This window comes from Streptomyces sp. HB132, from assembly GCF_016909575.1.
In the GTDB taxonomy this organism is placed as follows: Bacteria; Actinomycetota; Actinomycetes; order Streptomycetales; family Streptomycetaceae; genus Streptomyces.
This window is the reverse complement of the sequence record NZ_JAFBGA010000003.1, coordinates 461,647-488,640: the sequence shown is the minus strand read 5'-3', so window position 1 is coordinate 488,640 and position 26,994 is coordinate 461,647. Positions and strand designations below refer to the sequence as shown.

Annotated in this window: 21 protein-coding genes and 1 pseudogene; 12 read left to right on the top strand and 10 right to left on the bottom strand. The window is 70.0% G+C overall.

What is annotated here, in order from left to right:
- Positions 1 to 229: 229 nt before the first annotated feature.
- A complete protein-coding gene (glnA, locus tag JOC24_RS09885) occupies positions 230 to 1,591 on the top strand; it encodes a type I glutamate--ammonia ligase (protein WP_205019757.1) in 1,362 nt (453 codons plus the stop codon).
- A gap of 204 nt (positions 1,592 to 1,795) precedes the next feature.
- On the opposite strand, the gene JOC24_RS09880 is transcribed toward glnA, so the two are convergent.
- From JOC24_RS09880 to JOC24_RS09870, 3 genes are all read right to left on the bottom strand, one after another.
- Entirely contained in the window at positions 1,796 to 4,894 is a 3,099-nt protein-coding gene (locus JOC24_RS09880; RefSeq protein ID WP_205019756.1) for a trypsin-like peptidase domain-containing protein, read from the bottom strand.
- A gap of 7 nt (positions 4,895 to 4,901) precedes the next feature.
- Positions 4,902 to 5,207, bottom strand: coding sequence for a trypco2 family protein (locus JOC24_RS09875; RefSeq protein ID WP_205019755.1), 306 nt, complete (start codon positions 5,205 to 5,207; stop codon positions 4,902 to 4,904).
- A gap of 147 nt (positions 5,208 to 5,354) precedes the next feature.
- Positions 5,355 to 6,608, bottom strand: coding sequence for an MFS transporter (locus JOC24_RS09870; protein WP_205019754.1), 1,254 nt, complete (start codon positions 6,606 to 6,608; stop codon positions 5,355 to 5,357).
- A gap of 300 nt (positions 6,609 to 6,908) precedes the next feature.
- Here JOC24_RS09870 and JOC24_RS09865 point away from each other — a divergent pair.
- Positions 6,909 to 7,259: pseudogene (locus JOC24_RS09865) on the top strand (phosphodiesterase); the annotation flags it as partial.
- A 227-nt stretch (positions 7,260 to 7,486) separates the two neighbouring features.
- Positions 7,487 to 8,275 (top strand): putative protein N(5)-glutamine methyltransferase, encoded by a 789-nt coding sequence (locus tag JOC24_RS09860; RefSeq protein WP_205019753.1) that lies wholly within the window; start codon positions 7,487 to 7,489, stop codon positions 8,273 to 8,275.
- Between the two features lie 19 nt (positions 8,276 to 8,294).
- Here the strand turns inward: JOC24_RS09860 and JOC24_RS09855 are convergent, their stop codons facing one another.
- The gene (locus JOC24_RS09855) at positions 8,295 to 8,828 is read right to left on the bottom strand and encodes a pyridoxamine 5'-phosphate oxidase family protein (protein ID WP_205019752.1); all 534 of its coding nucleotides are present in this window, start codon (positions 8,826 to 8,828) and stop codon (positions 8,295 to 8,297) included.
- 144 nt (positions 8,829 to 8,972) lie between these two features.
- Between JOC24_RS09855 and JOC24_RS09850 the strand changes: the two genes are divergently transcribed.
- Positions 8,973 to 11,969, top strand: coding sequence for a bifunctional [glutamine synthetase] adenylyltransferase/[glutamine synthetase]-adenylyl-L-tyrosine phosphorylase (locus JOC24_RS09850; protein WP_205019751.1), 2,997 nt, complete (start codon positions 8,973 to 8,975; stop codon positions 11,967 to 11,969).
- Between the two features lie 24 nt (positions 11,970 to 11,993).
- Here the strand turns inward: JOC24_RS09850 and JOC24_RS09845 are convergent, their stop codons facing one another.
- Positions 11,994 to 12,989, bottom strand: a complete 996-nt coding sequence (locus JOC24_RS09845) for a phosphatase PAP2 family protein (protein ID WP_239580094.1) — start codon at positions 12,987 to 12,989, stop codon at positions 11,994 to 11,996.
- Positions 12,990 to 13,065: 76 nt separating this feature from the next.
- On the bottom strand, positions 13,066 to 14,103 hold the full coding sequence (locus JOC24_RS09840; protein WP_205019749.1) for a LacI family DNA-binding transcriptional regulator: 1,038 nt from the start codon (positions 14,101 to 14,103) through the stop codon (positions 13,066 to 13,068).
- Between the two features lie 360 nt (positions 14,104 to 14,463).
- Here JOC24_RS09840 and JOC24_RS09835 point away from each other — a divergent pair, with 360 nt between their 5' ends.
- The 6 genes from JOC24_RS09835 to JOC24_RS09810 all read left to right on the top strand — a co-directional run bounded on the left by JOC24_RS09835 (position 14,464) and on the right by JOC24_RS09810 (position 21,328).
- Positions 14,464 to 15,735 (top strand): extracellular solute-binding protein, encoded by a 1,272-nt coding sequence (locus JOC24_RS09835; protein ID WP_205019748.1) that lies wholly within the window; start codon positions 14,464 to 14,466, stop codon positions 15,733 to 15,735.
- Positions 15,736 to 15,756: 21 nt separating this feature from the next.
- The gene (locus JOC24_RS09830; protein ID WP_205019747.1) at positions 15,757 to 16,773 is read left to right on the top strand and encodes a carbohydrate ABC transporter permease; all 1,017 of its coding nucleotides are present in this window, start codon (positions 15,757 to 15,759) and stop codon (positions 16,771 to 16,773) included.
- Positions 16,770 to 17,660 (top strand): sugar ABC transporter permease, encoded by an 891-nt coding sequence (locus tag JOC24_RS09825; RefSeq protein WP_205019746.1) that lies wholly within the window; start codon positions 16,770 to 16,772, stop codon positions 17,658 to 17,660. Before JOC24_RS09830 ends, JOC24_RS09825 begins: the two co-directional genes overlap by 4 nt.
- Positions 17,661 to 17,761: 101 nt before the next feature.
- Positions 17,762 to 19,438 (top strand): glycoside hydrolase family 13 protein, encoded by a 1,677-nt coding sequence (locus JOC24_RS09820; protein WP_205019745.1) that lies wholly within the window; start codon positions 17,762 to 17,764, stop codon positions 19,436 to 19,438.
- Positions 19,423 to 20,481: a LacI family DNA-binding transcriptional regulator gene (locus JOC24_RS09815; RefSeq protein WP_205019744.1), complete on the top strand. Its 1,059-nt coding sequence runs from the start codon at positions 19,423 to 19,425 to the stop codon at positions 20,479 to 20,481. Before JOC24_RS09820 ends, JOC24_RS09815 begins: the two co-directional genes overlap by 16 nt.
- A 448-nt stretch (positions 20,482 to 20,929) precedes the next feature.
- The gene (locus JOC24_RS09810; protein WP_205019743.1) at positions 20,930 to 21,328 is read left to right on the top strand and encodes a hypothetical protein; all 399 of its coding nucleotides are present in this window, start codon (positions 20,930 to 20,932) and stop codon (positions 21,326 to 21,328) included.
- Positions 21,329 to 21,452: 124 nt separating this feature from the next.
- Here the strand turns inward: JOC24_RS09810 and JOC24_RS09805 are convergent, their stop codons facing one another.
- The 4 genes from JOC24_RS09805 to JOC24_RS09790 all read right to left on the bottom strand — a co-directional run bounded on the left by JOC24_RS09805 (position 21,453) and on the right by JOC24_RS09790 (position 25,188).
- Positions 21,453 to 22,400, bottom strand: coding sequence for a MerR family transcriptional regulator (locus JOC24_RS09805; RefSeq protein WP_205019742.1), 948 nt, complete (start codon positions 22,398 to 22,400; stop codon positions 21,453 to 21,455).
- A 125-nt stretch (positions 22,401 to 22,525) separates the two neighbouring features.
- Positions 22,526 to 23,803, bottom strand: coding sequence for an MFS transporter (locus tag JOC24_RS09800; protein ID WP_205019741.1), 1,278 nt, complete (start codon positions 23,801 to 23,803; stop codon positions 22,526 to 22,528).
- Between the two features lie 300 nt (positions 23,804 to 24,103).
- Entirely contained in the window at positions 24,104 to 24,277 is a 174-nt protein-coding gene (locus JOC24_RS09795; protein WP_374104488.1) for a DUF397 domain-containing protein, read from the bottom strand.
- 32 nt (positions 24,278 to 24,309) lie between these two features.
- Positions 24,310 to 25,188, bottom strand: coding sequence for a helix-turn-helix domain-containing protein (locus tag JOC24_RS09790; protein ID WP_205019739.1), 879 nt, complete (start codon positions 25,186 to 25,188; stop codon positions 24,310 to 24,312).
- A gap of 164 nt (positions 25,189 to 25,352) precedes the next feature.
- Between JOC24_RS09790 and JOC24_RS09785 the strand changes: the two genes are divergently transcribed.
- Both JOC24_RS09785 and JOC24_RS09780 read left to right on the top strand, forming a co-directional pair.
- Positions 25,353 to 25,790 carry an ATP-binding protein gene (locus JOC24_RS09785; RefSeq protein WP_205019738.1) on the top strand — a complete coding sequence of 146 codons (438 nt, stop codon included), beginning with the start codon at positions 25,353 to 25,355 and terminating at the stop codon, positions 25,788 to 25,790.
- 280 nt (positions 25,791 to 26,070) lie between these two features.
- Positions 26,071 to 26,991 (top strand): helix-turn-helix domain-containing protein, encoded by a 921-nt coding sequence (locus tag JOC24_RS09780; RefSeq protein ID WP_205019737.1) that lies wholly within the window; start codon positions 26,071 to 26,073, stop codon positions 26,989 to 26,991.
- Positions 26,992 to 26,994 lie beyond the last annotated feature (3 nt).

The window sequence follows — 26,994 nt, the reverse complement described above, 5'->3', positions numbered from 1 at the left end:
TGCCAGGGGGTCGGTAGGACGGGGCGGGACGGGGAGAACCTGGTGGTGGAGGGCCCCTGCCGGCCGGCTGCGGCCCTTGCACACCATGGGCGCCGATCGTAGTGGGTGGCCGCGTGCTCTCTCTCACACCATGTGCGTAATCTGGGTGAAATCCCGGGTCGTGATACTGAGGTGTCTCCCCTACCCCGGGCGGTGGTGCACGGACCGTCTGAACTGCAAGGATGTGGCTATGGACAAGCAGCAGGAATTCGTCCTCAGGACGCTTGAGGAGCGCGACATCCGCTTCGTACGGCTGTGGTTCACCGATGTTCTCGGTTACCTCAAGTCCGTCGCCGTGGCCCCGGCCGAGCTCGAGCAGGCCTTTGACGAGGGCATCGGCTTCGACGGCTCCGCGATCGAGGGCTTCGCCCGCGTATACGAATCGGACATGATCGCGAAGCCGGACCCCGGCACGTTCCAGATCCTTCCGTGGCGCGCGGAGGCACCCGGGACGGCGCGAATGTTCTGCGACATCCTGATGCCGGACGGCTCGCCCTCCTTCGCCGACCCGCGCTTCGTCCTCAAGCGCATCCTCGCGAAGACCTCCGACCTGGGGTTCACCTTCTACACCCACCCGGAGATCGAGTTCTTCCTGCTGAAGAACAAGCCGGTCGACGGCAGCCGTCCCACCCCGGCCGACAGCTCCGGCTACTTCGACCACACCCCGCAGAACGTCGGCATGGACTTCCGCCGTCAGGCGATCACCATGCTCGAATCGATGGGCATCTCGGTCGAGTTCAGCCACCACGAGGGCGCCCCCGGCCAGCAGGAGATCGACCTGCGGTACGCCGACGCGCTCTCCACCGCCGACAACATCATGACCTTCCGCCTGGTCATGAAGCAGGTCGCGCTGGAGCAGGGCGTGCAGGCGACCTTCATGCCGAAGCCGTTCTCGGAGTACCCGGGCTCCGGGATGCACACGCACCTCTCGCTCTTCGAGGGCGACCGCAACGCCTTCTACGAGTCGGGCGCCGAGTACCAGCTCTCCAAGGTCGGCCGGTCCTTCATCGCGGGCCTGCTCACGCACGCCGCGGAGATCTCCGCCGTCACGAACCAGTGGGTCAACTCCTACAAGCGCATCTGGGGCGGCTCCAGCCGCTCCGCGGGCGCCGGCGGCGAGGCCCCCTCGTACATCTGCTGGGGTCACAACAACCGCTCCGCGCTGATCCGGGTCCCGATGTACAAGCCCGGCAAGACCGGCTCGGCCCGCGTCGAGGTCCGCTCCATCGACTCCGGCGCCAACCCCTACCTGACGTACGCGGTGCTGCTCGCAGCCGGACTCAAGGGGATCGAGGAGGGCTACGAGCTCCCGGCCGGCGCCGACGACGACGTCTGGGCCCTCTCCGACTCGGAACGCCGCGCGATGGGCATCGAGCCGCTGCCGCAGAACCTGGGCGAGGCGATCGCGCTGATGGAGAAGAGCGAACTGGTCGCCGAGACACTGGGCGAGCACGTCTTCGACTTCTTCCTGCGCAACAAGAAGCAGGAGTGGGAGGAGTACCGCAGCGAGGTCTCGGCCTTCGAGCTGAAGCACCTGCTGCCGGTGCTGTAGGAGCAGGTCAGCGCCCGCGGGGCGCAGGCGCACGACTTCGGACCGACGGGGTGATCCCGTCGGCCCGAAGCTGTGTCAGGAGGGCCGGGCCGTCTGTGGTCCGTGCGTCTCGCACCGGCGGCTTCGCGACGTACTGGCCGGGGGACATGTCGGCCTCGACGTGTGCGAGCAGCGTTCCGGCCCCAGGCCGATCCGGCGACCGCATCATCGTGTCGAGGCCAACGAAGCCGCCTGTCGGGCCTCTTCCGGAGTGAGGTCGGTGCGGGCGAGCAGCGGCGCCAGGACCACATGGGAGTTGCGGGCTGTGACGTGACGTCCCAGCCAGGTCAGCGCGGAGGAGACCACCTGCCGCGCATCGTCGGGGCCGAGCCCCGCTCGAGGAAGCAGCGGCGCCAGGACGTAGCGAGCCGCAGCTGTGGCGGCGTGCTGTCCGAGCCAGGTCAGTGCGGAGCAGACGACCTGCCGTACCTCATCCGGCCCGAGGCCGTCATGTGACAGTAGGCGGTCCAGGACGAAGCCGGCCTCGGTGGCGGTGTCGTGCTGTCCGAGCCAGGTGAGTGCCGAGGAGACCGCACGCCTTACCTCATCCGGGCCGAGGTCACGGCGGTACAGCACGGAGCGCAGGACGAAGCGGGCCTCGGCGCTCGTGGAGTGGCGTGCCAGCCACTCCAACCCCGAGAAAACCGCCTGCTGTGTCTCTTCCGGAGTGAGGTCACGACGGGAAAGGAGCGGTGCGAGGACGAATCGGGCCCTTACGGCGGTGGCACGATCTCCCAGCCAGGTCAGTGCCGAGGAGACCGCCTGGCGCATCTCGTCCGGGCTGAGGTCGCCGCGGGAGAACAGTGAGCGCAGGGCGAAGTCGGCCTCGTCGCTCGTGGCGTACCGTCCCAGCCAGGTGAGCCTGAAGGAGACCGCCTGCCGTACCTCATCCGGGCTGAGGTCACCACGGGAAAGCAACGAGCGCAGGACGAAGTCGGCGTGGGCGATGGTGACGTGACGCTCCAGCCAGCGGAGAGTGCTGCTGACGGTCTGTCCCAGAGCGTGTGGGGGCAGGTCCGTCCGGTAGAGCAGGGAACTGAGAACGTAACTGGTGTCCCGTCTGCGAATGTGGGTCCTGAGCCAGTCGAGAGCCGTCGGGACGAGCAGCAGGGCTCCGTCCGGGGGCAGATAGCGCAGGCCGCGGTAGAGGAGGTGGCGAGCGTTGGCACCGGCGCCGAACTCCGTGAGCCAGGGACTGACGATCTCTTCCCAGCAGCGGACGGCGACGGCGTACCAGGGGGGCCCGGAGCAGACCGCGCCGAGGGCGTAACTGCCCACATCCGCATCCTGACGCATGACCCTGCCGATGGGCGCTGCGTTGTCCGTGAACCACTCGTCGAGCACGGGGGACACCAGATCCGCGCGGTCGCCGAGCGAGAGATCGTTGACGAGACGGCCGATGTTGGCGGCGTAGCGGCCGATGGTGCGCGGGCTGGTGAGGCAGCCGGCCAGCAGGGCACGGGTGCGGGTCCCGTCCGGGGTGCCGCTGCGCTCGGGCAGGACGACGGTCTCTATGAGTTGGTCGGCCACCACGTCGTGAGCGACCGACAGCATGTCGTTCTCCGGCTCCAGCCAGCCGAGAGAGACGAGCGTCGCGACGATGTCCTCGGCGTCCGGTACCTCGCCGGACGCCTGAGCGAGGGTGGCGTGGGCGGCCGACGTCACCTGTGCGCGCGGCTGTGGGCAGGCTGCTGCGGCGGCTGCCGCGGCCACCAGGCCGTACGATGCGTGAGCGGGCGTGAAGGTGTCCGTCCGGCCGGGAACGGTCAGACCGTCTTCGTTGAGCCGCCGCTCCAGCCATCCGGGCAGCTCCCCGCTGGACCGGAGCCCGGCTGTGAGCGGCACGGAAAGTCCGGCTTCGACCCGACGCTCGATCTCGCGCGCGACGAGCAGAGCGACGATGGGTCTGTTCCCGCAGATCGCCATCATGCGGTCCTCGTGGTACAGGCCGAGCGCCTTGGGCGCCAGCCTGGCCAGCGCGTTGCCGATCACCTGCCGCTGGAAGTCGTCGTCCTGCCGCAGCTCCACCTCGTCGAACAACTCGTGCAGCAGTGCACGGTCCGCCTTCTGCAGCCATCCGGGACGCACTGAGGCGAGCAGGGCCATGGGAATGTGCTTGCGGTGGGCGGCGGGGATGAGGCGGTGCCGCAATGCCGGGAGATCGAGCTGTGCCTCGTTGAGGTAGTCGATCACTACGAGCACGGGGCTGGGCTCCGCGAGCACCTGTTCGGCAACCTGGTCATTGAGCGCCGGATTCTCGCCGGGCAGAACGTGAAGCACCCGCCAGCCCGCCTGCAACGCCCACCGCCCGACCTCCAAGCCGGTGCGCGTCTTGCCGGTGCCCGCCGCACCCACCAGCAGGACACCCCGGTCGGCGGAAGTGACCAGGCGCTTGAACAGCTCCTGCGGGTCGGCGTCGTGCTTGCTGCCGGGGGAGACGAAGGGCAGATGTTCGGGCGTCAGGTTCTTCTTGAAGTCCCCGAACCCCTCGATGAGCTCCTGTTGCGGGATCACCGCCGGCAGCGTTCCACTCCGGTCGCTTCCGGGAAGGTCGACCGCCATCGCCTCCGGCCGTATGCCGTCGAGTGCGAGACGGTCCCTGAACTCCGGGTCCTCCAGCGCGGCGGTTATCGGTTCGGCCTCGGCACTGCCGGTGCCCGCTGCGGGTAGCCGCTGTGACTGCACTCCGATCAGTAGAGCGCCGTCCTGGGTGAAGAGTGCCGTGCCGGAGATCCCCAGCCAGGGATCCTTTCCGTCAGGACCTCTGTTCGCGGGCGGTGCCGTGGTGAAACTCAGGTCCAGGAAACCGGACTTCATGTTGGAGCCGAGTTGTACGAACCCGCTGACCTGCCTGCTGTCCCGTCGACGGAGCCCTCGTACCAGGTCCGACCCGGTGCGCTGCGCATATCCCGGAAACCCGATCCCGGTGAACAACACGCTGCCCGTACCGTCCGGCAGGCGACCCAGGGCGACCGGTGGCACGACCGTCGGGTTCCCGTCGGTGGCCTCGCCCGTCTCCGTCGGGGAGTTCAGCCGCAGCAGCGCGAGATCCCGCCCGGTGGCTCGCCACACCGGTGAGGCGGGATGCTGGGTGTCGCTGCCGCCGAGCAGAACGGTGCAGGCGGGGGTGTCTTCAGTGAGCCCGAGGAGATGCCCCACGGTGAGGATCAGGGCGGAGCTGATCCGGTAGCCGGATCCGTATTCGGTGCGGTCCGCGTGCCGGACGACCACCTCGGCCACGCGCGCCTTGTCGAACGACCTCATCCGTCGGTCAGCCCGCAGAAAGCAGGTCCGAGACGTCGTCACCGGTCAACACGGGTTCACCGTCGCCCGTTTCGGCGTCCAGGCTCAGTTTGATCGTATGCGTCTGCGCCGATTTGGCGCTGCCCCCACCGCCCAGCGAGACCACCCAGAAGCGCACCCCTGCCTTGGCCTCGGCCGACTTCTCCACCGCGACCTGGAGCTCCAGGTCGATGGAGTTGATCCGGAACCGCACGTCCTTCCCGGCGGCATCGAGCCGCGCCTGACTGATCTCGGAGCGCAACGACGCGAGCAATTCGGCCAGTTCGATGTCCATACAGTTCCCCCGACGAAGAAGCAGAGCTCAACGAGCCCTCCCGTGTACGACGTATGGCCAGAAGTGTGACAGACGGTGCGCCGTCGCACACCCGAATGCACCCAGCGCGAGTTCGTCTCGTCCGGAAACCGTCGGCCCGAAGCCGTGTCAGTCGCGCCGGGCCGTCTCCGGGTCTTCCAGGGCCGGATCGGAGGCGGTTGCCCGCGTGGTGTCCGCCTCCGGCTCCGTGGTGCGCCGGGTGCCGATGGCCGGTGCGAGGAAGACCGCCACGGCGACGAAGGCGAGGACGACGATCATGGCGGAGCGCAGCCCGTAGTGGTCGCCGAGGAAGCCGAGACCGGGCGGTCCCACGAGGAAGGCGATGTAGCCGATCATCGCCACCAGGCTCACGCGGGCCGCCGGGTCGGGGCCCGAGTCGCCGGCCGCCGACAGCGCGACGGGGAAGCCGAGTGAGGCCCCCAGCCCCCAGAACAGCACCGCGGCGCCCGCGAGTACGGGGGAGTCGGCGAAGATGACGAGCGTGAGCCCGAGAGCCGCGGACAGCGCGCTGGCCCGGACGACGGGGGCCCGGCCGAAGCGGTCGATGAAGAAGCCGCCGCCGAAGCGGCCGAGCGTCATGGCGGCGGCGAAACCCGCGTAGACGGCCGATCCCAGGGCGGGGTCCACGCCGTGGCCGTCGACCATGAGCAGCGGCAGCCAGTCGTTGGCGGCGCCCTCCGCCAGGGCCATGGCGAGGATGATCCCGCCGATCAGCAGCAGCCGCCTGTCCTTCCACACCGCGGCCCGGGCCGGCGTCGTGCCCTGGTCGGCGGTCCGCGGCCCCCTCGTCCTGCCGACCGAGCCGGGTATGGCGCGGAAGGCGTACACGAACATCCCCGCCGCGATGACGGCCACGCCACCCAGGTGCCACTGCACCGGGAACTCGACGGCGGTGCACACGATGCCGACCACGGCACCGACGACCGTGCCGAGGCTGAAGAAGCCGTGCAGGGTGGGCAGCACCGTCCGGCCGGTGATCCGCTCGACCTCGGCGCCGTCGATGTTGACCGCGACCTCGCCGCCCCCCATCCCGGCACCGAAGAGGAACAGGCCGACAGTGACGGCGGGGGTGGAGGAGAGCGCGGCCCCGCTTCCCATGACCGCCATGCTGACGATGATCAGCACCGTGCCGACGCCCATGACCGGCCTCGTGCCGAACCGTGCCACCAGGGCCCCGGAACTGAGGATGCCGAGCATGGAGCCGACGGACAGGCCGAACAGGACGAGCCCCATCTCAGCCGTGGAAGCGCCCAGTTGATCCCTGATGTCGGGCGTCCGCGTCACCCAGGAGGAGATCGACAAGCCGGGCATGAGGAAGAAGAGGAAGAGCGCCGTTCGGCGGCGGCGGGTGGCCAGGTCCATCAGGCACGACTTTCACGAGAACACGGCGGGGCGGACGGCAACCCGGGCTGATCATGTACGAACGTACACTCCCAGGGTGGGCAGTGGAAGTGGTCCATGGCGGGCGGCGATCGCACACAACGCGCCCACGCGGCCGGGGCGGCACCGATACGTGTGCGGAGCGTGCGAGGGTGCGACCGGGGCAGCCGTCTCCGTACACCGTGGGCGCGAAGAGCGGCCCGCGGCCCCGTTTGCCGAGACGAGGAGGAACGGCACATGACCACACTGGCCGTGACCGGACACACCGACCTGACCGCTGCGACGCTCGGCGAACTGCCGCAGGACACACGGGCCCTGATCGCCTTCCACCAGCCGCCCGTCGCGCTCCACCACCCGCTGCCCGACTCCGACATGCTCCAACGCCCCGGTGACCTGGCCGCGTTGCTCGACGCGCATCCGCGGGTGGCCGCCGTCCTCACGGGGCACGCCCACACCGCGGCCGTCTCCACCTTCGCGGGACGCCCCCTGATCGTGGGACCCGCCATCACCTGGACGCTGCGGATGCCCTGGGAGGGCGACATCGCCGCCGACCGCGATCAGCCTCCCGGCCTCGCCTTCCACGTCCTGGATGACGACGGCCGGCTGACCACCCACTACCGCGTCGTGATCTGAGCCGGCCGTCGCCCGGCCGCCCCGCGCCCACCCAAGGCCCCGGTGCGGGGCGCCGTCGTATCCGGCACCGGTCGGGTAGTGTGGCCGCTCCCGCGACCGGGACCGACCAAGGAGGTGAGACCCATTACCGCTTCAGCAGGCTGGGCGCTCACCCCCCGCCGTCGTGTGGCCGACCGGGCCTGAGCGATCGCGGAGCGCCCATCGGTCATCCCGAAAGGCTCCGCCCCATGCAGGAATTCGCTTCGCAGCTCACCTTCTCCACGCTCGTCACCACGCTCCGCTCCGCCGGCTGTGTCTTCGCCGAGGACGAGGCCGAACTCCTTCTCTCAGCGGCGGCCGGCCCCGCCGAACTCGCCGCACTGCTGGAACGCCGCGTATCCGGCCTGCCGCTCGAACACGTGATCGGCTGGGCCGAGTTCTGCGGGCTGCGGATCCTCGTGGACCCCGGAGTGTTCGTGCCCAGGCGGCGTACGGAGTTCCTCGTCCGGCAGGCCGCCTCGCTCGCACCCGACCGGGCGGTCGTCGTCGACCTCTGCTGCGGCACCGGCGCGCTCGGCAGGGCACTCGCCTCGTCGCTGCGCGAGGTCGAACTGCACGCCGCCGATGTGGAACCCGCCGCCGTACGCTGCGCCCGGCGCAACGTGGGCGGACTGGGGACGGTCTACGAGGGCGACCTCTTCGAGCCCCTGCCCCGTTCACTGCGCGGCCGGGTCGACGTCCTGCTCGCCAACGTGCCGTACGTACCCACCGACGACGTCGAGCTGCTGCCCGCCGAGGCGCGCGTCCACGAGCCGCGTGTCGCGCTCGACGGAGGCGGCGACGGGCTCGACGTGCTGCGGCGCGTCGTCGCGGAGGCCACCGACTGGCTGGCCCCGGGCGGCAGTCTGCTGGTCGAGACGAGCGAACGGCAGGCGGCGCGCGCCCGGGAGACGGTGGGGAGCACCGGACTGGCCGCGCGCGTCGTCGTCTCCGAGGAGCTGTACGCCACCGTCGTCGTCGGGACCCGGCCCCGGTAGCCGGGGGCGCGGGCGCGGCTCAGCCGAAGCGCCAGCGCGTCTGGCCGTACGGGTCGCCCTTGGCGAAGCCGAAGGCCGTGCGGGGGCGCACCGCGTAGACCTCCGCACGGCCTCCGGCGCCGTTGGAGAACATCCCTTCCGTGACGCCGAAGTGCCACTCGGCGCCGTACTTCGCCTCCCAGGCCTCGGCCAGCGCGATCAGCCGCTGTTCCTCCTTCACCCTGGCGGCCGTGCCCTCGACCACCACGTCGAAACCCTCGCGCAGCGTGTTGGCGCCCGTGGTCAGGACGACCTCCGGGTTGGCCGCCAGATTGCGCGCCTTGCGTTCCGAGGGGCCCGTGCAGAAGTGGAGCGCGCCGTCCGACCAGAGGCCGATCAGCGGGGTGACGTGCGGGCGGCCGTCCGGACGGACCGTGGACAGCCAGTACAGCTCGGCGTCCTCCAGCAGCGCGACCGCCTCCGCCCAGGGCCGGGCGGTGGCGCCCTCGCTGCTGTAGTGCGGGTCGAGCACGGTCTCAGGCGCGGTGGTGTCCTTCTCCGGTGTGACTGACATGGGGCCTCCGATAGCGGTGCAGCGTTGCGTGGCCTTCTTCCGATCGTCCACGGGAAGTACGGACTCCGCCCGCGCTCCGGATTCATCGGTGCGGGGCTAGGCTCGAAGGGCGGAACATGTGAGTCGGCTGGCAGGAGAACACGGATGACGACGGTGCCGGGACGCAGGAGCAGTACGTTCACCCGACTGCTGCGGCACGGTTTCACCGATCCGTCCGCCGCCGAGAGGCTGCTCGACCTGCCCGAGCTCTCGTCCGTGCGGGCCGATCCCGTCCTCTTCGACGCCCTCGGGGCGACCGCCGATCCCGATCTGGCCCTGCACAGCCTCGTACGGCTCGTCGAGGCCGAGGAGGCCGAGGAACGGCAGATCCTGCTGGACACCCTCGTCACGGCCAAGCCCCTGCGGGACCGGATCCTCGGGGCCCTGGGCGCTTCCGAGGCGCTCGGCGACCATCTGGCACGGCATCCGCGCGACTGGCAGGTGCTGGTCACCTACGAGGCCACCGACCTGCACCCCGGGGTCCGCGAGTTCGAACTCATGCTCATGGACGCCTCGGATCCGGACGCGCTGCGGGTCGCCTACCGCCGGTCGCTGCTCTCGATCGCGGCCCGTGACGTGTGCGGGACGACGGACGTCGCCCAGGTCGCCGCCGAGCTCGCCGACCTCGCGACGGCCACCCTGCGTGCGGCGCTCGCCATCGCACTCGCCGCCGCACCGTCGGACGCCGCCCAGTGCCGCCTCGCCGTCATCGCGATGGGCAAATGCGGCGGGCACGAGCTGAACTACGTGTCCGACGTCGACGTGATCTTCGTGGGCGAGCCCGTCGCCGGCGCGGAGGAGAACGGCGCCATGCAGGCCGCCACCCGCCTCGCCGCCCACCTGATGCGGATCTGCTCCGACACCACCGTCGAGGGCACCATCTGGCCCGTCGACGCCAACCTCCGGCCCGAGGGACGCAACGGGCCGCTGGTCCGCACCCTGAGCTCGCACCTCGCCTACTACCAGCGCTGGGCCAAGACCTGGGAGTTCCAGGCCCTGCTCAAGGCCCGGCCGGTCGCCGGGGACCCCGAGCTGGGCGCGGAGTACGTCAGGGCCGTGTCGCCGCTGGTGTGGCAGGCCGCCGACCGGGAGAACTTCGTCGGCGACGTACAGAAGATGCGCCGCCGCGTCGTCGACAACATCCCCGTCGACCGTGTCGACCGGGAACTCAAGCTCGGCCCGGGCGGGCTCCGGGACGTCGAATTCGCCGTCCAGCTGCTCCAGCTCGTCCACGGCCGCAGCGACAGCACCCTGCACTCCGGCTCCACGCTGGAGGCCCTGACGGCCCTTGCCGACGGCGGATACGTCGGGAGGGCGGACGCCGCGCAACTGGACGAGGCCTACCGCTTCCTGCGCGCCATGGAGCACCGCATCCAGCTCTACCGGCTGCGCCGCACCCACCTGGTCCCCGAGGACGAGTCCGACCTGCGCAGGCTCGGACGCTCACTCGGACTGCGCACCGAACCCGTCGCCGACCTCAACAGGGCGTGGCGACGGCACGCCTCCGTCGTGCGCAGGCTGCACGAGAAGCTCTTCTACCGGCCGCTCCTGGACGCCGTCGCCCAGCTCGCACCCGGTGAGAGCAGGCTCAGCGCCAGGGCCGCCGTCGTCCGGCTGGAGGCCCTCGGCTACGCCGATCCCACGGCCGCGCTCCGTCATCTGGAGGCCCTGTCGTCAGGTGTCTCCCGCAAGGCGGCGATCCAGCGCACGCTGCTGCCGGTGCTGCTCGGCTGGTTCGCGGACTCCGCCGACCCGGACGCGGGCCTCCTCGGCTTCCGCCAGGTGTCCGACGCCCTGGGCAAGACCCCGTGGTACCTGCGGCTCCTGCGTGACGAGGGTGCCGCGGCCGAGAACCTCGCCCGGGTCCTGTCGGCCGGCCGCCTCGCCCCCGACCTGCTGATGCGTGCCCCGGAGGCCGTCGCCATCCTCGGCGCCCCGGAAGGGCTGAAGCCGCGCAGCCGGGACCACCTCGAGCAGGAGGTACTGGCCGCGGTGGGCCGTGCGCCCGGGGCCGAAGCCGCTGTCGCGGTGGCACGCGGGGTACGGCGGCGGGAGCTGTTCCGTACGACGGCGGCGGACCTCATCGGCTCGTACGGCACCGAGGACCGCCCGGCGGAGACGGACCCGGGGGCGCTCGCCGACCGGGTCGGGTCCGCGGTCACCGACCTGAACGCGGCCACGCTCTCCGGGGCCCTGCGCGCCGCCGTGCGCGAGCGCTGGGGTGACACCCTGCCGACCCGGTTCGCCGTCATCGGTATGGGCCGCTTCGGCGGGCACGAGCTGGGCTACGGATCGGACGCGGACGTCCTGTTCGTCCACCAGCCCCGGGAAGGGGTCAGCGACGAGGAGGCGGCCCGGGCCGCCAACACCGTCGTCACGGAGATGCGCAGGCTGCTGGAGCTGCCGACGGCCGACCCGCCACTCCTCATCGACGCCGACCTGCGGCCGGAGGGCAGGACCGGTCCGCTCGCGCGCACCCTGAAGTCGTACGAGGTCTACTACCGGCGCTGGTCGCTGGTCTGGGAGAGCCAGGCGCTCCTGCGCGCCGAGCCCATGGCGGGCGACCCGGAGGTGGGCCGCGCCTTCGTCGAGCTCGTCGACCCGCTGCGCTACCCGGTGGAGGGGCTGGGCGACGACGCGGTCCGCGAGATCCGCCGGCTCAAGGCGCGGATGGAGTCCGAACGCATGCCGCGCGGCGCCGACCCCACGCTCCACACCAAGCTGGGGCGCGGCGGACTGAGCGACGTCGAGTGGACGGTCCAGCTGATGCAGATGCAGCACGGCTGGGCCGAACCAGGGCTGCGCACCACCCGTACGCGGCAGGCACTGGCAGCGGCGTGCGCCGCGGACCTGATCCCGGCGGAGGAGGCCCAGACGCTGGACGAGGCGTGGGTGCTGGCCTCGCGGGTGCGCAACGCGGTGATGCTGGTGCGGGGGCGGCCGGGCGACACGTTTCCCTCGAACCCGCGCGAGCTGACGGCGGTGGGGCGCTACCTGGGCTACGAGCCGGGGCACGTCGGGGACATGCTGGAGGACTACCGGAGGATCACCCGGCGGGCCCGGGCGGTGGTGGAGGAGCGGTTCTACGGCGCCGCGGGCTGAGACCGCGGGGGTGCTCCGGCGGTCTCAGCGGCCCGGGGGGCTCGGTTCCCGGACGTCCGGTGCGACGGCTCCCGCGGGCGCGCCGGGCTCTGCACCCGGCTCCGGTGCCGTCGTACGGCGCAGGCGCAGTACGCGCGGGCGGCCCGCGCCGGGATGCTGGACCCGCTTCGCCAGGCGGTGCGGCAGCGCTCCGTACCAGGCGTAGGAGACCGACACCCCGAAGGCGAGGCAGGCCATCCCGCCCACCGCGTCCAGCCAGAAGTGGTTGGCCGTCGCCACGATCACGATCAGGGTCGCCACCGGGTACAGCGCGCCGAGGATCCGGGCCCAGGGGGCGGAGGCCAGGGCGCAGATGGTCAGACCGCACCACAGGGACCAGCCGATGTGCATGGACGGCATCGCCGCGTACTGGTTCGACATGTGCTTGAAGTTGCCCGAGGCCATCGAGCCCCACGTCTGGTGCAGCAACACCGTGTCGATGAAGCCGCTGCCGTTCATCAGCCGGGGCGGTGCCAGCGGGAAGACGTAATAACCGAGCAGAGCCACCGCCGTGGTGGCGAAGAGGGCCAGGCGGGCGGCCGCGTAGCGGCCCGGATGACGGCGGAACAGCCAGATCAGCACGCCGATGGTCACGATGAAGTGCAGTGTCGCGTAGTAGTAGTTCATCGACACGATCAGCCATGTCACCGAATTGACGGCCCGGTTGACCGCCTCCTCGAAGGCGAGGCCCATGGTGTGCTCGAGGGACCAGATCCAGTCGGCGTTCCGCAGGGCCGCGGCCTTCTGCTCGGGAACGGCGTTGCGCACCAGCGAGTAGAGCCAGTAACTGACCGCGATGAGCAGGATCTCGAACCACAGCCGCGGGCGGCGCGGGGAGCGCAGGGAGCGGAGCGAGAGACGGGTGCTCATGCGTGACACGGTGATCGCCCTCGTCGAGCCGGACACCGCCGTCCCGCCCGCGACGGGTGACGGGGTGGCCGCCGTGCGGTCTTCCTGCGTGGTCACGTGCGATTCACCCATAGGCGCAGAGTCTGCCAGATACGTCCCCCTCTGCCCGATGATCCTCCGATCGGGTTCGGGTCGCACGTCCAGTGGCTCACCGAGGCGTCCGGGCCGCCGGGGACGGGCCCGAGGCGGTTGAACCGCGTACGACCAGCTCGGGCATGAACACGAACTCGCTGTGCGGAGCGGGCGTGCCGCCGATCTCCTCCAGCAGCGTGCGCACCGCGGCCTGGCCCATCGCCGTCACCGGCTGCCGGATCGTGGTCAGCGGCGGATCGGTGAACGCTATGAGGGGCGAGTCGTCGTAGCCCACCACCGAGAGGTCGCGCGGCACCTCCATCGACAGCCTGCGGGCCGCCCGGATCGCGCCGAGCGCCATCATGTCGCTCGCGCACACCACCGCGGTGCAGCCGCGTTCCATCAGAGCCGAGGCGGCCGCCTGGCCACCCTCCAGCGTGTACAGGGAGTGCTGGACCAGTTCCTCCACCGCGTCGGCGGTGAGGCCCAGCTGTTCCCGCATGGTGGCGTGGAACCCCTCTATCTTGCGGAGCACCGGGACGAAACGCTTGGGACCGACCGCCAGTCCGATGCGCTGATGCCCCAGTGCCACCAGGTGGGTCACCGCGAGCCGCATCGCCGCCCGGTCGTCGGGGGAGATGAACGGGGCCTGCACCTTGGGGGAGAAGCCGTTGACCAGGACGAATGGAACACCCTGGGCACGCAGTTGCTCGTAGCGCTGCATGTCGGCGGAGGTGTCGGCGTGCAGCCCCGAGACGAAGATGATCCCCGAGACCCCGCGGTCGACGAGCATCTCGGTCAGCTCGTCCTCGGTGGAGCCGCCGGGCGTCTGCGTCGCCAGCACGGGCGTGTAGCCCTGCCGGGTGAGCGCCTGGCCGATGACCTGGGCCAGCGCGGGGAAGATCGGGTTCTCCAGCTCGGGCGTGATCAGGCCGACGAGGCCCGCACTGCGCCGGCGCAGCCGGACGGGGCGTTCGTAGCCGAGGACGTCGAGCGCCGCGAGGACGGATTCGCGGGTGGCCGCTGCGACACCGGGCTTGCCGTTCAGTACACGGCTGACCGTAGCTTCGCTGACCCCCGCCTGAGTTGCGATATCGGCAAGCCGTGCGGTCATGGCACTGGACTGTACCGGGCGCGTACCGGATTGCCCACCGTGCACGGGATCCGGACGGTCCGCCCCCGCGGAGACCGGTCGGCCGCCGCCGCTCAGCAACATCTTGCAAGACCTTGCGGACGCTGTCGGACCGGTGCGGTCCGATCGTCGTACCGCCGCCATGGAGGGCCTGGCCAGGTGCGGGCAGGGTGCGAGGGCTTCCGTCAAGAGGCTTGACGGCAACCTTGAGGACACGCCAATGTAACGATCAGCGGCGCTTGCAGAAATCTTCCGCAAGGTCTTTCGGTCGTCTTTCATCCTTGTTACGTTCACGTCGACCCGGCGCCGCGACGGAGCGGTACGGCAGTTGAAGGAGTTCAGATGCGACGTGGCATAACGGCCACCGCCCTGGTCGCGACCCTGGCGCTCGCGGCGACCGCTTGCGGAAGCGACGACGAGTCCGGCGGCAGCAAGAGCTCGGGCGAGCTCTCCGGCACGGTGACCTGGTGGGACACCTCGAACGTCGGCAGCGAGGACAAGGTCTTCAAGAAGATCGCCGAGGGCTTCGAGAAGAAGCACCCCAAGGTCGACGTCAAGTACGTCAACGTCCCGTTCGGTGAGGCGCAGAACAAGTTCAAGAACGCGGCCCAGGCCGGTTCCGGCGCCCCCGACGTCATCCGCTCCGAGGTCGCCTGGACCCCCGAGTTCGCGAGCCTCGGCTACCTGGCCCCGCTGGACGGCACCACGGCGCTCAAGGACCAGGACGACTTCCTCAAGCAGGCCGCCGCGTCGACCAAGTACGAGGGCAAGACCTTCGCGGTCCCGCAGGTGATCGACTCCATGGGCATCTTCTACAACAAGAAGATGTTCAAGGACGCCGGTGTCGAGCCGCCCGCGACGATCGCCGATCTGAAGAGCATCGCCAAGAAGATCAAGGACAAGACCGGCAAGACCGGTCTCTACCTGCGCGGCGACGACTCGTACTACTTCCTCTCCTTCCTCTACGGCGAGGGCGGCGACCTGGTCGACGCCGACTCGAAGACCGTCACCGTGGACAGCGCCGAGGGCGTCAAGGCCTTTGACGTCGTGAAGGACCTCGTCGACTCCGGGGCGGCCAAGACCGACGCCACGGACGGCTGGGAGAACATGATGCAGTCGTTCAAGAACGGCGACGTCGCGATGATGATCAACGGCCCCTGGGCCGTGGCCGACACGCTCACCGGCAAGGAGTTCACCGACAAGGCGAACCTGGGCATCTCCACGGTGCCGGCCGGCTCCTCCGCGCAGGGCGCCCCGCAGGGCGGCCACAACCTCGGCGTCTACGCGGGCTCCAAGAACATCGACGCCTCCTACGCCTTCGTCGAGTACATGACGTCGGTCGAGTCCCAGGCGCAGACCGCCGGTGAGCTGAACCTGCTGCCGACCCGCACCTCCGCGTACTCCAAGAAGGAGGCCGTGAACAGCGAGATCGTCCAGTTCTTCAAGCCCGTCGTCGAGACCTCGGTCGAGCGTCCCTGGATCCCGGAGACCGGCAGCCTCTTCGCCCCGCTGAACGTCGAGTACACCAAGGTCCTCACCGGCCAGACCACGCCGGAGAAGGCGGCCAAGTCGACCGGCGACTCCTACCGCAAGCTCCTCGAGGGCTGGAAGTAACCCAGGAAGGCAGGCCGACTGATGGCTGTCCACACCAGCCAGTCGGTGGCGAAGGCCGCGGGCGACGACGTCGCCCGCGGCCGGAGCCGCGGTACTGGTACCCCCCCGCCGCCGAGCAGGTTCCGGCGCGGCCTGTCGGTCCACTGGTACGCCTGGACCATGGTCGCCCCGGTCGTGCTCGTGATCGGCGTGATCATCGGCTACCCGCTGGTCCGCGGCATCTGGCTCTCGCTGACCGATGCCGACGAGCGCAACGTCGCCCGGTCCATCGGCGTCAACAAGATGCCCGCCACCTACGAGTTCGTGGGTCTGGACAACTACGCCGACGCCCTGACCGGCAACCAGTTCCTCGGGACGCTGGGCTGGACGCTGGTGTGGACGGTCTCCTGTGTGACCATCACCTTCTGCCTGGGCATGGCGCTCGCCAACATCCTCAACCGCAGGATCGCCGGCCGCTCCGCCTACCGCATGGCGCTGATCCTGCCCTGGGCGATCCCCGGCTTCGTCTCGGTCTTCGCCTGGCGCTTCCTCTACAACGAGAACAACGGCCTGCTCAACAAGATCCTCGGCGGGGCCGGGATCGACGGCATACCCTGGCTGAACGACCCCACCTGGGCCAAGTTCTCCGTCATCGCCGTCAACGTCTGGCTCGGCGTGCCGTTCATGATGGTCGCCCTGCTCGGCGGACTGCAGTCCATCCCCTCGGAGCAGTACGAGGCCGCGGAGATGGACGGCGCCACCGCCTGGCAGCGCTTCCGCCACGTCACGCTCCCCGGACTGCGCCCGGTGTCCACCACGGTGGTGCTGCTCTCCACCATCTGGACCTTCAACATGTTCCCGGTGATCTTCCTGCTGACCCGCGGCGGACCTGGTGAGGCCACCCAGATCCTGGTCACCCAGGCGTACAAATTCTCCTTCGAGATCAGCCCGCGCGACTTCGCGCAGTCCTCCACCTGGGGCGTCCTGATCCTCGTACTCCTGATGCTCTTCGCCATGGTGTACCGGCGAGTGCTCCGCTCACAGGGAGACACCTGGTGACCACTGTCACGGCTACCCCCGCCGCCACCCCCGCCAAGCACGGCGCCCGCAAGGTCCGCAAGCGCGGCGACCGCTCGCCGGCCGCGTCCCTGGCCCTGCACCTCACCCTGATCATCACGTCGGTGATCGCGGTCTTCCCGGTGCTGTGGGTCCTGCTGACCTCGCTGAAGCCCGCGAAGTTCGCGTCGACCACGGACTTCTTCAAAGAGACGACGTTCGAGAACTACACGAACCTGATCAAGGACACCGAGTTCCTGAGCTGGTTCGGCAACTCCGTGATCGTCGCGGGACTCTCGACCGTCATCGGCGTCTTCGTCTCCGCCACCACCGGTTACGCCGTCAGCCGCTTCCGCTTCCCCGGCAAGCGCGGGCTGATGTGGACGCTGCTGGTCACCCAGATGTTCCCGGTGGCCGTCCTCATCGTGCCGATCTACAACATCATGTCGACGATGGGCCTGCTCAACCAGCCGGCCGGGCTCGTCATCACCTACCTCACCATCTCGGTGCCCTTCTGCGCCTGGATGATGAAGGGCTTCTTCGACACGATCCCGCGTGAGATCGACGAGTCGGGTCAGGTCGACGGACTCACACCGTTCGGCACGTTCTGGCGGCTGATCCTGCCGCTCGCCAAACCCGGTCTCGCCGTCACCGCCTTCTACTCCTTCATCACCGCCTGGGGCGAAGTGGCTTACGCCTCCGCCTTCATGGTGGGTGACGAGAACCTCACGCTGGCCGGCGGGCTGCAGAAGTTCGTCAACCAGTACGGAGCCCAGTGGGGCCCGATGACCGCGGCGTCCGTGCTCATCGCGATCCCCGCAGCACTGGTCTTCCTCTTCGCGCAGAAGCACCTGGTGACCGGCATGTCCGCCGGAGCCGTCAAGGGCTGACGCACAGTCCCGCACGACCGCACCACCGCGCCCGTCACGGCGGCGCCGGCCCTCCGACCCGGTCCCGGCGCCGCTCCCCACCCAGACACCCCAGGGACGACATGACCCAGCACCTCGCTGCCCCCTCCACCGGCACGTCCGACGACGCCCCGGGCCACCGCACCGGCTGGTGGCAGGACGCGGTGATCTACCAGGTGTACCCACGCAGCTTCGCCGACGGCAACGGCGACGGCATGGGGGACCTCGCGGGTGTCACCGCGCGGCTCCCGTACCTGAGGGACCTCGGTGTGGACGCCGTGTGGCTCAGCCCCTACTACGCCTCGCCGCAGGCCGACGCGGGCTACGACGTCGCCGACTACCGGGCGATCGACCCGATGTTCGGCACGCTCCACGACGCCGACGCGCTGATCCGCGAGGCCCACGGCCTGGATCTGCGCGTCATCGTCGACCTGGTGCCCAACCACTCCTCCGACCAGCACGAGTGGTTCAAGCGCGCCCTCGCCGAGGGCCCCGGATCCGCCCTGCGTGAGCGCTACCACTTCCGCCCCGGCAAGGGCTCCGACGGCGAACTCCCGCCCAATGACTGGGAGTCCATCTTCGGAGGCCCCGCCTGGACCCGGACCACGAACCCGGACGGCACCCCCGGCGAGTGGTACCTGCACCTCTTCGCGCCCGAGCAGCCCGACTTCAACTGGGAGCACCCGGCCGTCGCCGACGAGTTCCGTTCCATCCTGCGCTTCTGGCTCGACATGGGCGTCGACGGCTTCCGCGTCGACGTCGCCCACGGCCTCGTCAAGGCTGAGGGACTGCCGGATCTCGGATCGCACGACCAGCTGAAGCTGCTGGGCAACGACGTCATGCCCTTCTTCGACCAGGACGGTGTGCACGAGATCTACCGGAGCTGGCGCACCGTCCTCGACGAGTACTCCGGCGACCGCGTCCTCGTCGCCGAGGCGTGGACCCCCACCGTCGAGCGCACGGCCAACTACGTGCGCCCGGACGAGATGCACCAGGCCTTCAACTTCCAGTACCTCACGACCGCCTGGAACGCCGCCGAGCTGCGTGCCGTCATCGACTCCTCGCTCGACGCGATGCGTCCGGTGGGCGCCCCCACCACCTGGGTGCTCTCCAACCACGACGTCACCCGGCACGCCACCCGCTTCGCCAACCCGCCGGGCCTGGGCACCCAGATCCGTACCCCCGGAGACCGCGAGCTCGGTCTGCGCCGGGCACGCGCGGCCACCCTGCTGATGCTGGCCCTGCCCGGCTCCGCCTACGTCTACCAGGGTGAGGAGCTCGGCCTGCCGGACGTCACCGACCTGCCCGACGAGGCGCGCCAGGACCCGTCGTTCTTCCGCGCCGAGGGCCAGGACGGCTTCCGCGACGGCTGCCGGGTGCCGATTCCGTGGACCCGCGAGGGCAGCTCGTACGGCTTCGGCAGCGGCGGCAGCTGGCTGCCGCAGCCCGACACCTGGGGCGAGCTCTCCGTCGAGGCTCAGACCGGTGTGGAGGGCTCCACCCTGGAGCTGTACCGCGCCGCGATCGCCGCCCGCCGCGAGCACCCGGGTCTCGGCGCCGGCACGGACGTCGAGTGGCTGGACGCCCCCGAGGGCGTGCTCGCGCTCGGCCGCCCCGGCTTCGTCTGCACCGTCAACACCACCAGTGTGCCGGTGCGGATCGCCGCCCCCGGCACCCTGCTGCTCGCCAGCGGCCCGGTCGCCGTCGACGGCACCACCGTCGAGCTGCCCGCCGACACCACGGTGTGGTGGACGGTGTGACCGTCCCCGCACCCAGGACCGGACCGGCGCTGCGGCTCTCCGACATCGCCGGTCAGGCCGCGGTCAGCGAGGCCACCGTCAGCCGGGTGCTCAACGGGAAGCCGGGCGTCGCGGACACCACGCGCCAGCGGGTGCTCGCGGCGCTCGACATCCTCGGCTACGAACGCCCCGTACGACTGCGGCAGCGCAGCGCCGGACTGATCGGACTGGTGACACCCGAACTCGTCAACCCGATCTTCCCGGCGTTCGCGCAGTCCGTGGAACAGGTGCTCGCGGGTCACGGATACACCCCCGTGCTCTGCACCCAGCTCCCCGGCGGCGCCACCGAGGACGAGCTGGTCGAACAGCTCGTGGAGCGCGGCGTCGGCGGCATCGTGTTCCTGTCCGGGCTGCACGCCGACACCTCGGCCGACCCGGCACGCTACGCCGCGCTCACCGAACGCGGCGTGCCGTTCGTCCTGATCAACGGTTACAACGAACGCATCAGCGCCCCGTTCGTCTCGCCCGACGACCAGGCCGCCGTACGCATGGCCGTCAGCCACCTCGCCGAACTCGGGCACCGGCGTATCGGTCTGGCCATCGGACCGCAGCGCTACGTGCCCTCCCGACGCAAGCGCGACGGCTTCGTCGACGCTGCCGTCTCGCTGCTCGACATGGACCGTGACGAGGCCGAACTCCTGGTCTGCTCCACGCTGTTCAGTGTCGAGGGCGGTCAGGTCGCGGCAGGCGCCCTGCTCGACCAGGGCTGCACCGGCATCGTCTGCGGCAGCGACCTGATGGCGCTCGGCGTGGTCCGGGCGGCCCGGGGGAGGGGCTTCGACGTCCCGCGTGACGTCTCCGTAGTCGGCTTCGACGACTCGCAGCTGATCGCCTTCACCGACCCGCCCCTGACCACCGTGCGCCAGCCGGTACAGGCGATGGCGGCGGCGGCGGTGGGCGCCCTCCTGGAGGAGATCGCCGGAAGCCCCGTGCAGCGCACGGAGTACGTGTTCCAGCCGGAGCTGGTGGTACGGGGGTCCACCGCGGCGGTACGGGGCGCCTGAGGGGGCGGGGGAGCAGGTGGTGAGGGGTCGGGTCCGGAGGGGGGATCCGACCCCTCCTTCCTTACGTCTCCGGTCTCACCACCGCACGCAGGCAGGCGCTTTTCGCACGTTGAGCGTCCGACTGCGGCGTGGACCACAGCGGCGGTGGCCCTGCACGCTGCATCGCCGATGTCGGGGGTCCGCGACAGAGCGGGGTGTGGGCTGCTGTTCATCGAGGCCCCGTTCGACAAGTGGGGTGTCGGCGAGCGCAAGCCGCGAAGGTCGGATGGTGCGAGTTTGCCGGGAGGCCGTGAGGGCCGCAGGGCCTTGTGGGCTGTCAGGCCGTCCGGCATGATCGCAAGCATGATGACCAACCGAAAGGCACATGCCGCGTAGACGGCCCGGCGCGCTTCGCGCCGAAAATCCGGTCCCGCCCGTCTGGAGCCCTTGGACCTGTCGAATTCCCGGGTTGTCCGAGCGCACCTGCGCCGAGATTCAGCGTACGGAGCGTGAGCACGGTGACTCCTGGGCCGGGCTGCGGGACGGCTTGTGGGAGGGGGCGGTGGAAGCCGCGCTCAGGCACTACCGGGCGTTCCTGCGACAGCCCGGCCGCTACCTGGACCTGTGCTTCCCAGCCTCGCCCCATCCGGAGTCCTCGCTCGTCGACGTGGCCAACGCCCGGGACGTTCTGCAGGAAGTGTTGCGTTCGCTTCCACAGCCGTCCCGCGCGGAACTCGGTCGAGTGGTGGCGTGTCTGGACGCAGAGTTCCGCCGCCGGACCTTGCCCGACCCACACGCCCACCGGCGCCTGCGGTGGCATGGCGAATGGTGGCACCGACGCCTCTACGAAGGTGAATTCCGGTGGTGAGCGGCTGCGGCCCGACCTCTTCTTGCCTCAACTCCGATGAGGCCGGGCGAGAATCGACCATAGACCGGTATTCACCGATCGGGTGATTGCCACCCTTGTGGCCCTGCGGTTCCAGCTCCAGTGGTCACGCCTCCCTCCGAGCGGGTTCCGCTCGCAGGGCCTCGGTGATCCAGGGCTGCACGGGGACCAAGTTCGGCACCACCTGCCAGCCGTTGACGATCCACACCAACTGCCAGTACCGGTCCACCCTGGGATCGTGCGCCTCTTCGAATCGTTGGGCCATCCAGTCCCGGAACTCCGCGTCGGGCGTACGCGCGAACACCTCGGCGAAGCGGTGCACCAGTTCCTCGACGACGGGTGCGGCCGCGCTGCTGAGCGGGCCTACGCCCGCGTGCACGGCCTCGGTCACCGTCCGGCGGGTGAACTCCATCAGTTCCTCGCCCGCCGCGCTCTCGATGTCGAGCGTGCGCCCGGAGGCCTGGCGCTCCGCCGCCCGGCGCATCCGGGCTCGGAAGCCCTGGTCGCCGACCAGTTCGGCGAGCTCCACCCATGCGGCTACCTGCTCGCTGGACGCGTCGTCGGGGAGGTCGGGTGTGGCAGCGCGCACCATGGCCACCGCGGCTGGGTCGGTAGGCTCCGGGCCGAAGGTGCCGTCGATGAAATCGTCGATCAGGCGGCGGCGTTCGTCGCCGGACAACTGCGTGAGTCTGTGCATGAGCTTGGTCTCCTCGGGATCGGACCCACGGTCGGCCACGACTCGCAGAACACTTCTACGCAGTTGCAGCACCTGGATCTGGACGTCCATGGCCGCGACGTGCGCTGCGGCGACTGCTGCCACCGAGAGCTCGCGGTCCAGTACCCGCTTGACGGTGGCCAGGTCGATGCCCAGCTCACGCAGTGTGCGCAGAAGTTCCAGGCGGCGCAGCGCGCCGAGGTCGTAGAGCCGGTGACCGGCGGGGCTTCGGGTGGTCGGCGCCACCACCCCCGAATCGGAGTAGAACCGGATGGTCCTCACGGGCAGGCCGGTCCGCCGGGAGAGCTCACCGATCGAGTGGAGAGTGGTGACGTCCATGGCTCCCACTCTGCTGCCTCCAGTCACTGGAGGTTCAAGGCTTTTCCTCGACCGGTGCCGCCCGGAGCATTGATCGTTTTCGACGGCCGACGGCGATATGGCGCCGAGCACCGCTTACGGTCGGCTCAGCGAGAATCCTGAGCGGCTTCGGACCCTTCGGCGCCCCGGTCCTGGACAGGCACCGATCCCTCCGGCGCGGGGGCCGCTCCATGGGTTCGGGCGTCGCTGCCGAGGAGGCACCCGGCCGCGGCGGCGGCCGCGACGGTTCCGGCCCCGACCAGCAGGACGCGGTGGTCCACGAGGGCGAGCAGGCCCGCCCCCGCAGCCAGGGCGACGGCGTTGGGGGCGAAGAGGAGAGTGCTGGCGGTTGCCGCCACTCTGCCGAGGAGTTCGCCCGGGGTCACGCGCTGAACGGCAGTCATGGCCGCGATCAGCACACAGGGGAGGCCCGCGCCGATCATCGCGCTCGCCAGCAGGACGACCGGCACCGACGGGATGACACGCAGGGCGACACCCAGCGCGAACAGCATGATTCCGGCCGCGGCGAAGACCCGCTCGGGCACCCGCCGCAGCAGCGCACCGGCGAAGAGTCCGATCACTACGGAGCCGACGCCCTGCACGGCGTAAAGGACCCCGGCGAAGGCCGGCGGACGGTGGAGACCGGCGTCGACCACGGCGTACACCGACGCCCCGTTCAGCCCGGCCACGCCCATGGTCGCGGCCCCGGCCAGCACCAGGCGCCACAGAACCGGGTGATGTCGCAGATAGCGGATCCCTTCGGCGGCCTGGGCGCTCCATCGCTGGGTCCTGGCCGGGCGGGGCGCGGGTTCGGACACACGGATGAAGGCGAAAGCCAGTGCGGCGAGCACGAAGGTGACCGCGTCCAGAAGGGCCACCGCACGGCCGCCGAACTGGACGAACAGAAGCGCGCCCAGAAGCGGCGCGATCAGTTTCATCCCCTCGTTCGCCGTCATCCGCAGCCCGTTGAAGTCGCCGCGCAGTGTCTCCGGTACTGCGGCCGCCACCAATGCGGCCTCCGCCGCGTCCAGCAACACCGAACTGGTGCCGTACAACGTCAGTACGACGAACAGGATCCAGATCTGGTCGCTGGATCGGACGGCGAGAAGCGGCAGAAGGATTACGGCCATGCCGAGATTGGTCCAGATCAGCAGCGGCCGCCGACGCGTGCGGTCGGCCAGCGTGCCGATCAGTGGGCCGAGCAGGACCGGCGCCCACACGCAGAAGGTCGTCAGGGCGGCCAGACTGTCCGACCCGGTGAGCGACTTGGTCCAGACACCGGCTGCAAGAGCCATGGCGGAACTGCCGAAGCCCGAGACCACCACACCACTCAGGTAGAAGGCCACATTGCGATCGCGTAAGACCCGCCCGCCGCCCCAACCCATGCGCGAGCTCCTTCCGCCACCACGAAGAACCAGGCTGCACCCCCGCACGGCGTACGGGGAGCATTGTGCATGCGGCGAGTCAGACCGCGTACGAGATCAGTCGCAACAGTCACCCCTCGGCGTGGTCGCTCCCTGTCGGCAGAGCGGTGGAACGGCTTACCGCCGACCGGGAAGTCATATGGGTGCGCGCGATGAAGGCCGCATCCGCATCTTCCGTGAGCCGGATCCGAGTTTGTGATCGTCGCTCACGTAGGAGATCTGTAAGGCTGGCGTAGACGCGATCCAGCGGCAGTCGGGAGGTCAGCCCACGGAGAGGTGGGCTACGAAGGTCTCCCACGTGGTGGAAGTGAACCCGAGGTGGGGGCCGGGAAGGCTCTTGGAGTCGCGAACGTGCACCGTCCCGGGTGAGGTCGCTACCTCGACGCAGTCCGCCTCACTGCTGTTGCTGCTGTAACTGCTCTTGGACCACTTCAACCCGTGATCTTCCCCTGCGTGCAGGTCGCTGATCATGTCTCTCCCAGAAGTTGCTCGATGAAGGCCAGCGACTCCCGGGGGGTGAGAGCCTGGGCCCGGATCATGCCATACCGCAGCTCAAGGATTCGAAGCTGTTTCGGATCGGATACCGCTCGTCCGTTGAACGCCCCCTCCGAGCGTCCCAGAGCCGTTCCGTCCTTGAACTTCAGCACCTGCGTCTCTCCTTGCATTCCGGCGTGCTCCTCGCAGGAGATCGGCATGACCTGGATGGCAACCTGTCGCAATCGGCTCAGCGACAGCAGGTGTTCGAGCTGGCGACGCAGGACCATTGTGCCCCCGAGCGGGCGCCTGAGCGTTGCTTCCTCCTGCACGAAACTGAGCGCGGGAGACGGGCTGCGCTCGAAGATCGTCTGCCTGGCCACACGCGCGGCGACTGCCTGCTCGACTGCTTCCGGCTCGTACGCGGGCAGTCGCATTTCGAAGAGTGCTCGCGCGTACTCAGCGGTCTGAAGCAGCCCGTGCAGGTTGTGATCCCCATACGCCAAGAGCTCGACTGCTTGCGCCTCCAGTTTCGCCAGCTCCCGAACCTTCTTCGGGTACCGCGCCTCCGCCATCTCGCGTTTCAGCATGGCGAGCTTCCCGCCCGCCCCCAGCACCTCGTCCGCCCTGTCCAGGAACTCCGGCCGGGGGATGCGCCGGCCGCCCTCCACCTTGAAGACGAGGTCCTCCCCGTACCCGATCGCGGCCCCGAACTCACCGGCCCGCATGCCCGCCGACTCCCGCCACGCCTTGATCTGACGGCCCACGGAGGCGACCAGCGCCGAGCCCGACTCGTCGTCGGGATCAACCTCCCAGCCGGTCTCGTCCGCTCCGTCTCCGCCGCGTGCCGTGCCAGCCTCATCCACGCTCATCCGTGCCCCACTTCCGACGCGCCTGCCGTTCTTGCACCAACCCCTGTGATCCCCCGGCAGTCACCCCGGACAGCCGGGACAGCACTGGACAAGGACCGGACAATCACCGTACGTAACCGACTTGCCTCACTTCACGGTAAGCAAAGGAGGCCACGCTGAGTGACGTGACCCAAGAAATCACCCGAACCGAACATTCCGCTCCGACCCGGCAGTTCACCGTGCTGCTCTCTCCCACCCGCCGGGGCGCCAGACTCGCCCGTCTGCTCACCACGGCGCATCTGACCCACTGGGGGCTCCCCGCGGAGTCGGCTGCGCACATCGTCGCCGAGCTGGCCACCAACGCCACCGTTCACGGCCGTGTAGCAGGCCGGGACTTCCGGCTGTACCTCGCTGTCCTCCGCGATGCGCTCCTCCGTATCGAAGTGACCGACGCCCGGGGCGAACGGCTGCCTCCCGCGCCCGGCACCCTCGATCTGCCCGGCGGTGAAGCCGAGTCGGGGCGCGGCCTGCTGATCGTCGGGGCGCTCGCGGACCGCTGGGGCATCGACGTCGGGCCCGCCCCGCGCAAGACGGTCTGGGCCGAACTCGACCTCGCACCGTGACCGCTGTCACCGGGTCGCGGGGACCCGCGACCCGGTGAGCCGCGACGCGGTGGCCCACGATGTCTAAAGCTTTTAAGGACGTGGGGAAATTACCCCTCCCAACCCAACCCGCCGTAGTTCAGGCCTCGTCACTCACTCGGGTGACAAAGGGCAACTGAACTGGATTTGGCATGTGTTGTCGGGCATATGCTCGCCTCGACCACCACAGACATGAGACGGCCCCCGCCGGGACGGGAATCCCGAGCGAGGGCCTGACCACCGAGGAAGTAGAGGCTTCCCGATGGGTACCCAGCAGATTAGCGCGCCCCCGTGCGCTCAGCCCGCCGGATCGGGCGTCATCCACGTCAACGTCCGGCACACCGCAGGCTTCACCGTCATCGGCAACCACCTCGCCCAGCATCGCGGCCTCTCCCTCGTCGCGGTCGGCCTGGCCGTGCACATCCAGTCGCTGCCGGCCGGAGCGAGGATCGGCATCAAGCGCCTCGCCGAACGCTTCCCGGAGAGCGAGACCCGGATCGCCGCAGCCCTGAGGGAGTTGGAGGCGGCCGGTTACCTGCACCGTAGCCGCGTACGCCTCGGTGACGGGCGGATCGTGACGCGCACGGTCTCGTACAACCAGCCCGGCGCGGACGCCCCCGCCGCCCCGGCCACCAAGCCCCGGTTCGCGCGCGGCGCGGCCGAGTCCCCGCCGCGCGAGCCCGCCCTGGTGATCCCGGCGCCCGCGCAACCTCCGCCGCAACCCGCCGCCGTCCTCGTGCCGCCACCCACCGCCCGCGCAGCAGCACCCGCACCGCTCCCGCAGCCGCAGGCGTGTACCCCGGAGCTCCAGCGCACGGCAGCCGCGCTTCTCTCCGACCTGCGACGTCACGCGCCTCAGCTGGTGCTGTCCGAGAACGACATCCGCGTACTCGTCCCGGGCGTCGTCACCTGGCTCGAACGCGATGCCCATCCCGACACCGTCCGGCACGCCCTCACCGCCGACCTCCCCGTGCCGCTCAACCACCCGGCGAAGCTCCTGCGGCACCGCATCACCGCTCTTCTGCCGCCGCCGCTCCCCGGCGCCCAGGACCTCGCGCCACCCACCCGCCCGGGCGCGATCGTGATCCCGCTCCAGAACTGCGAGCGCTGCGACCGCGCCTTCCGCTCGCGGCGCCCCGGCCACTGCCGGGACTGCCGCACCGACCTGTCCACAGCCGCCTGATCC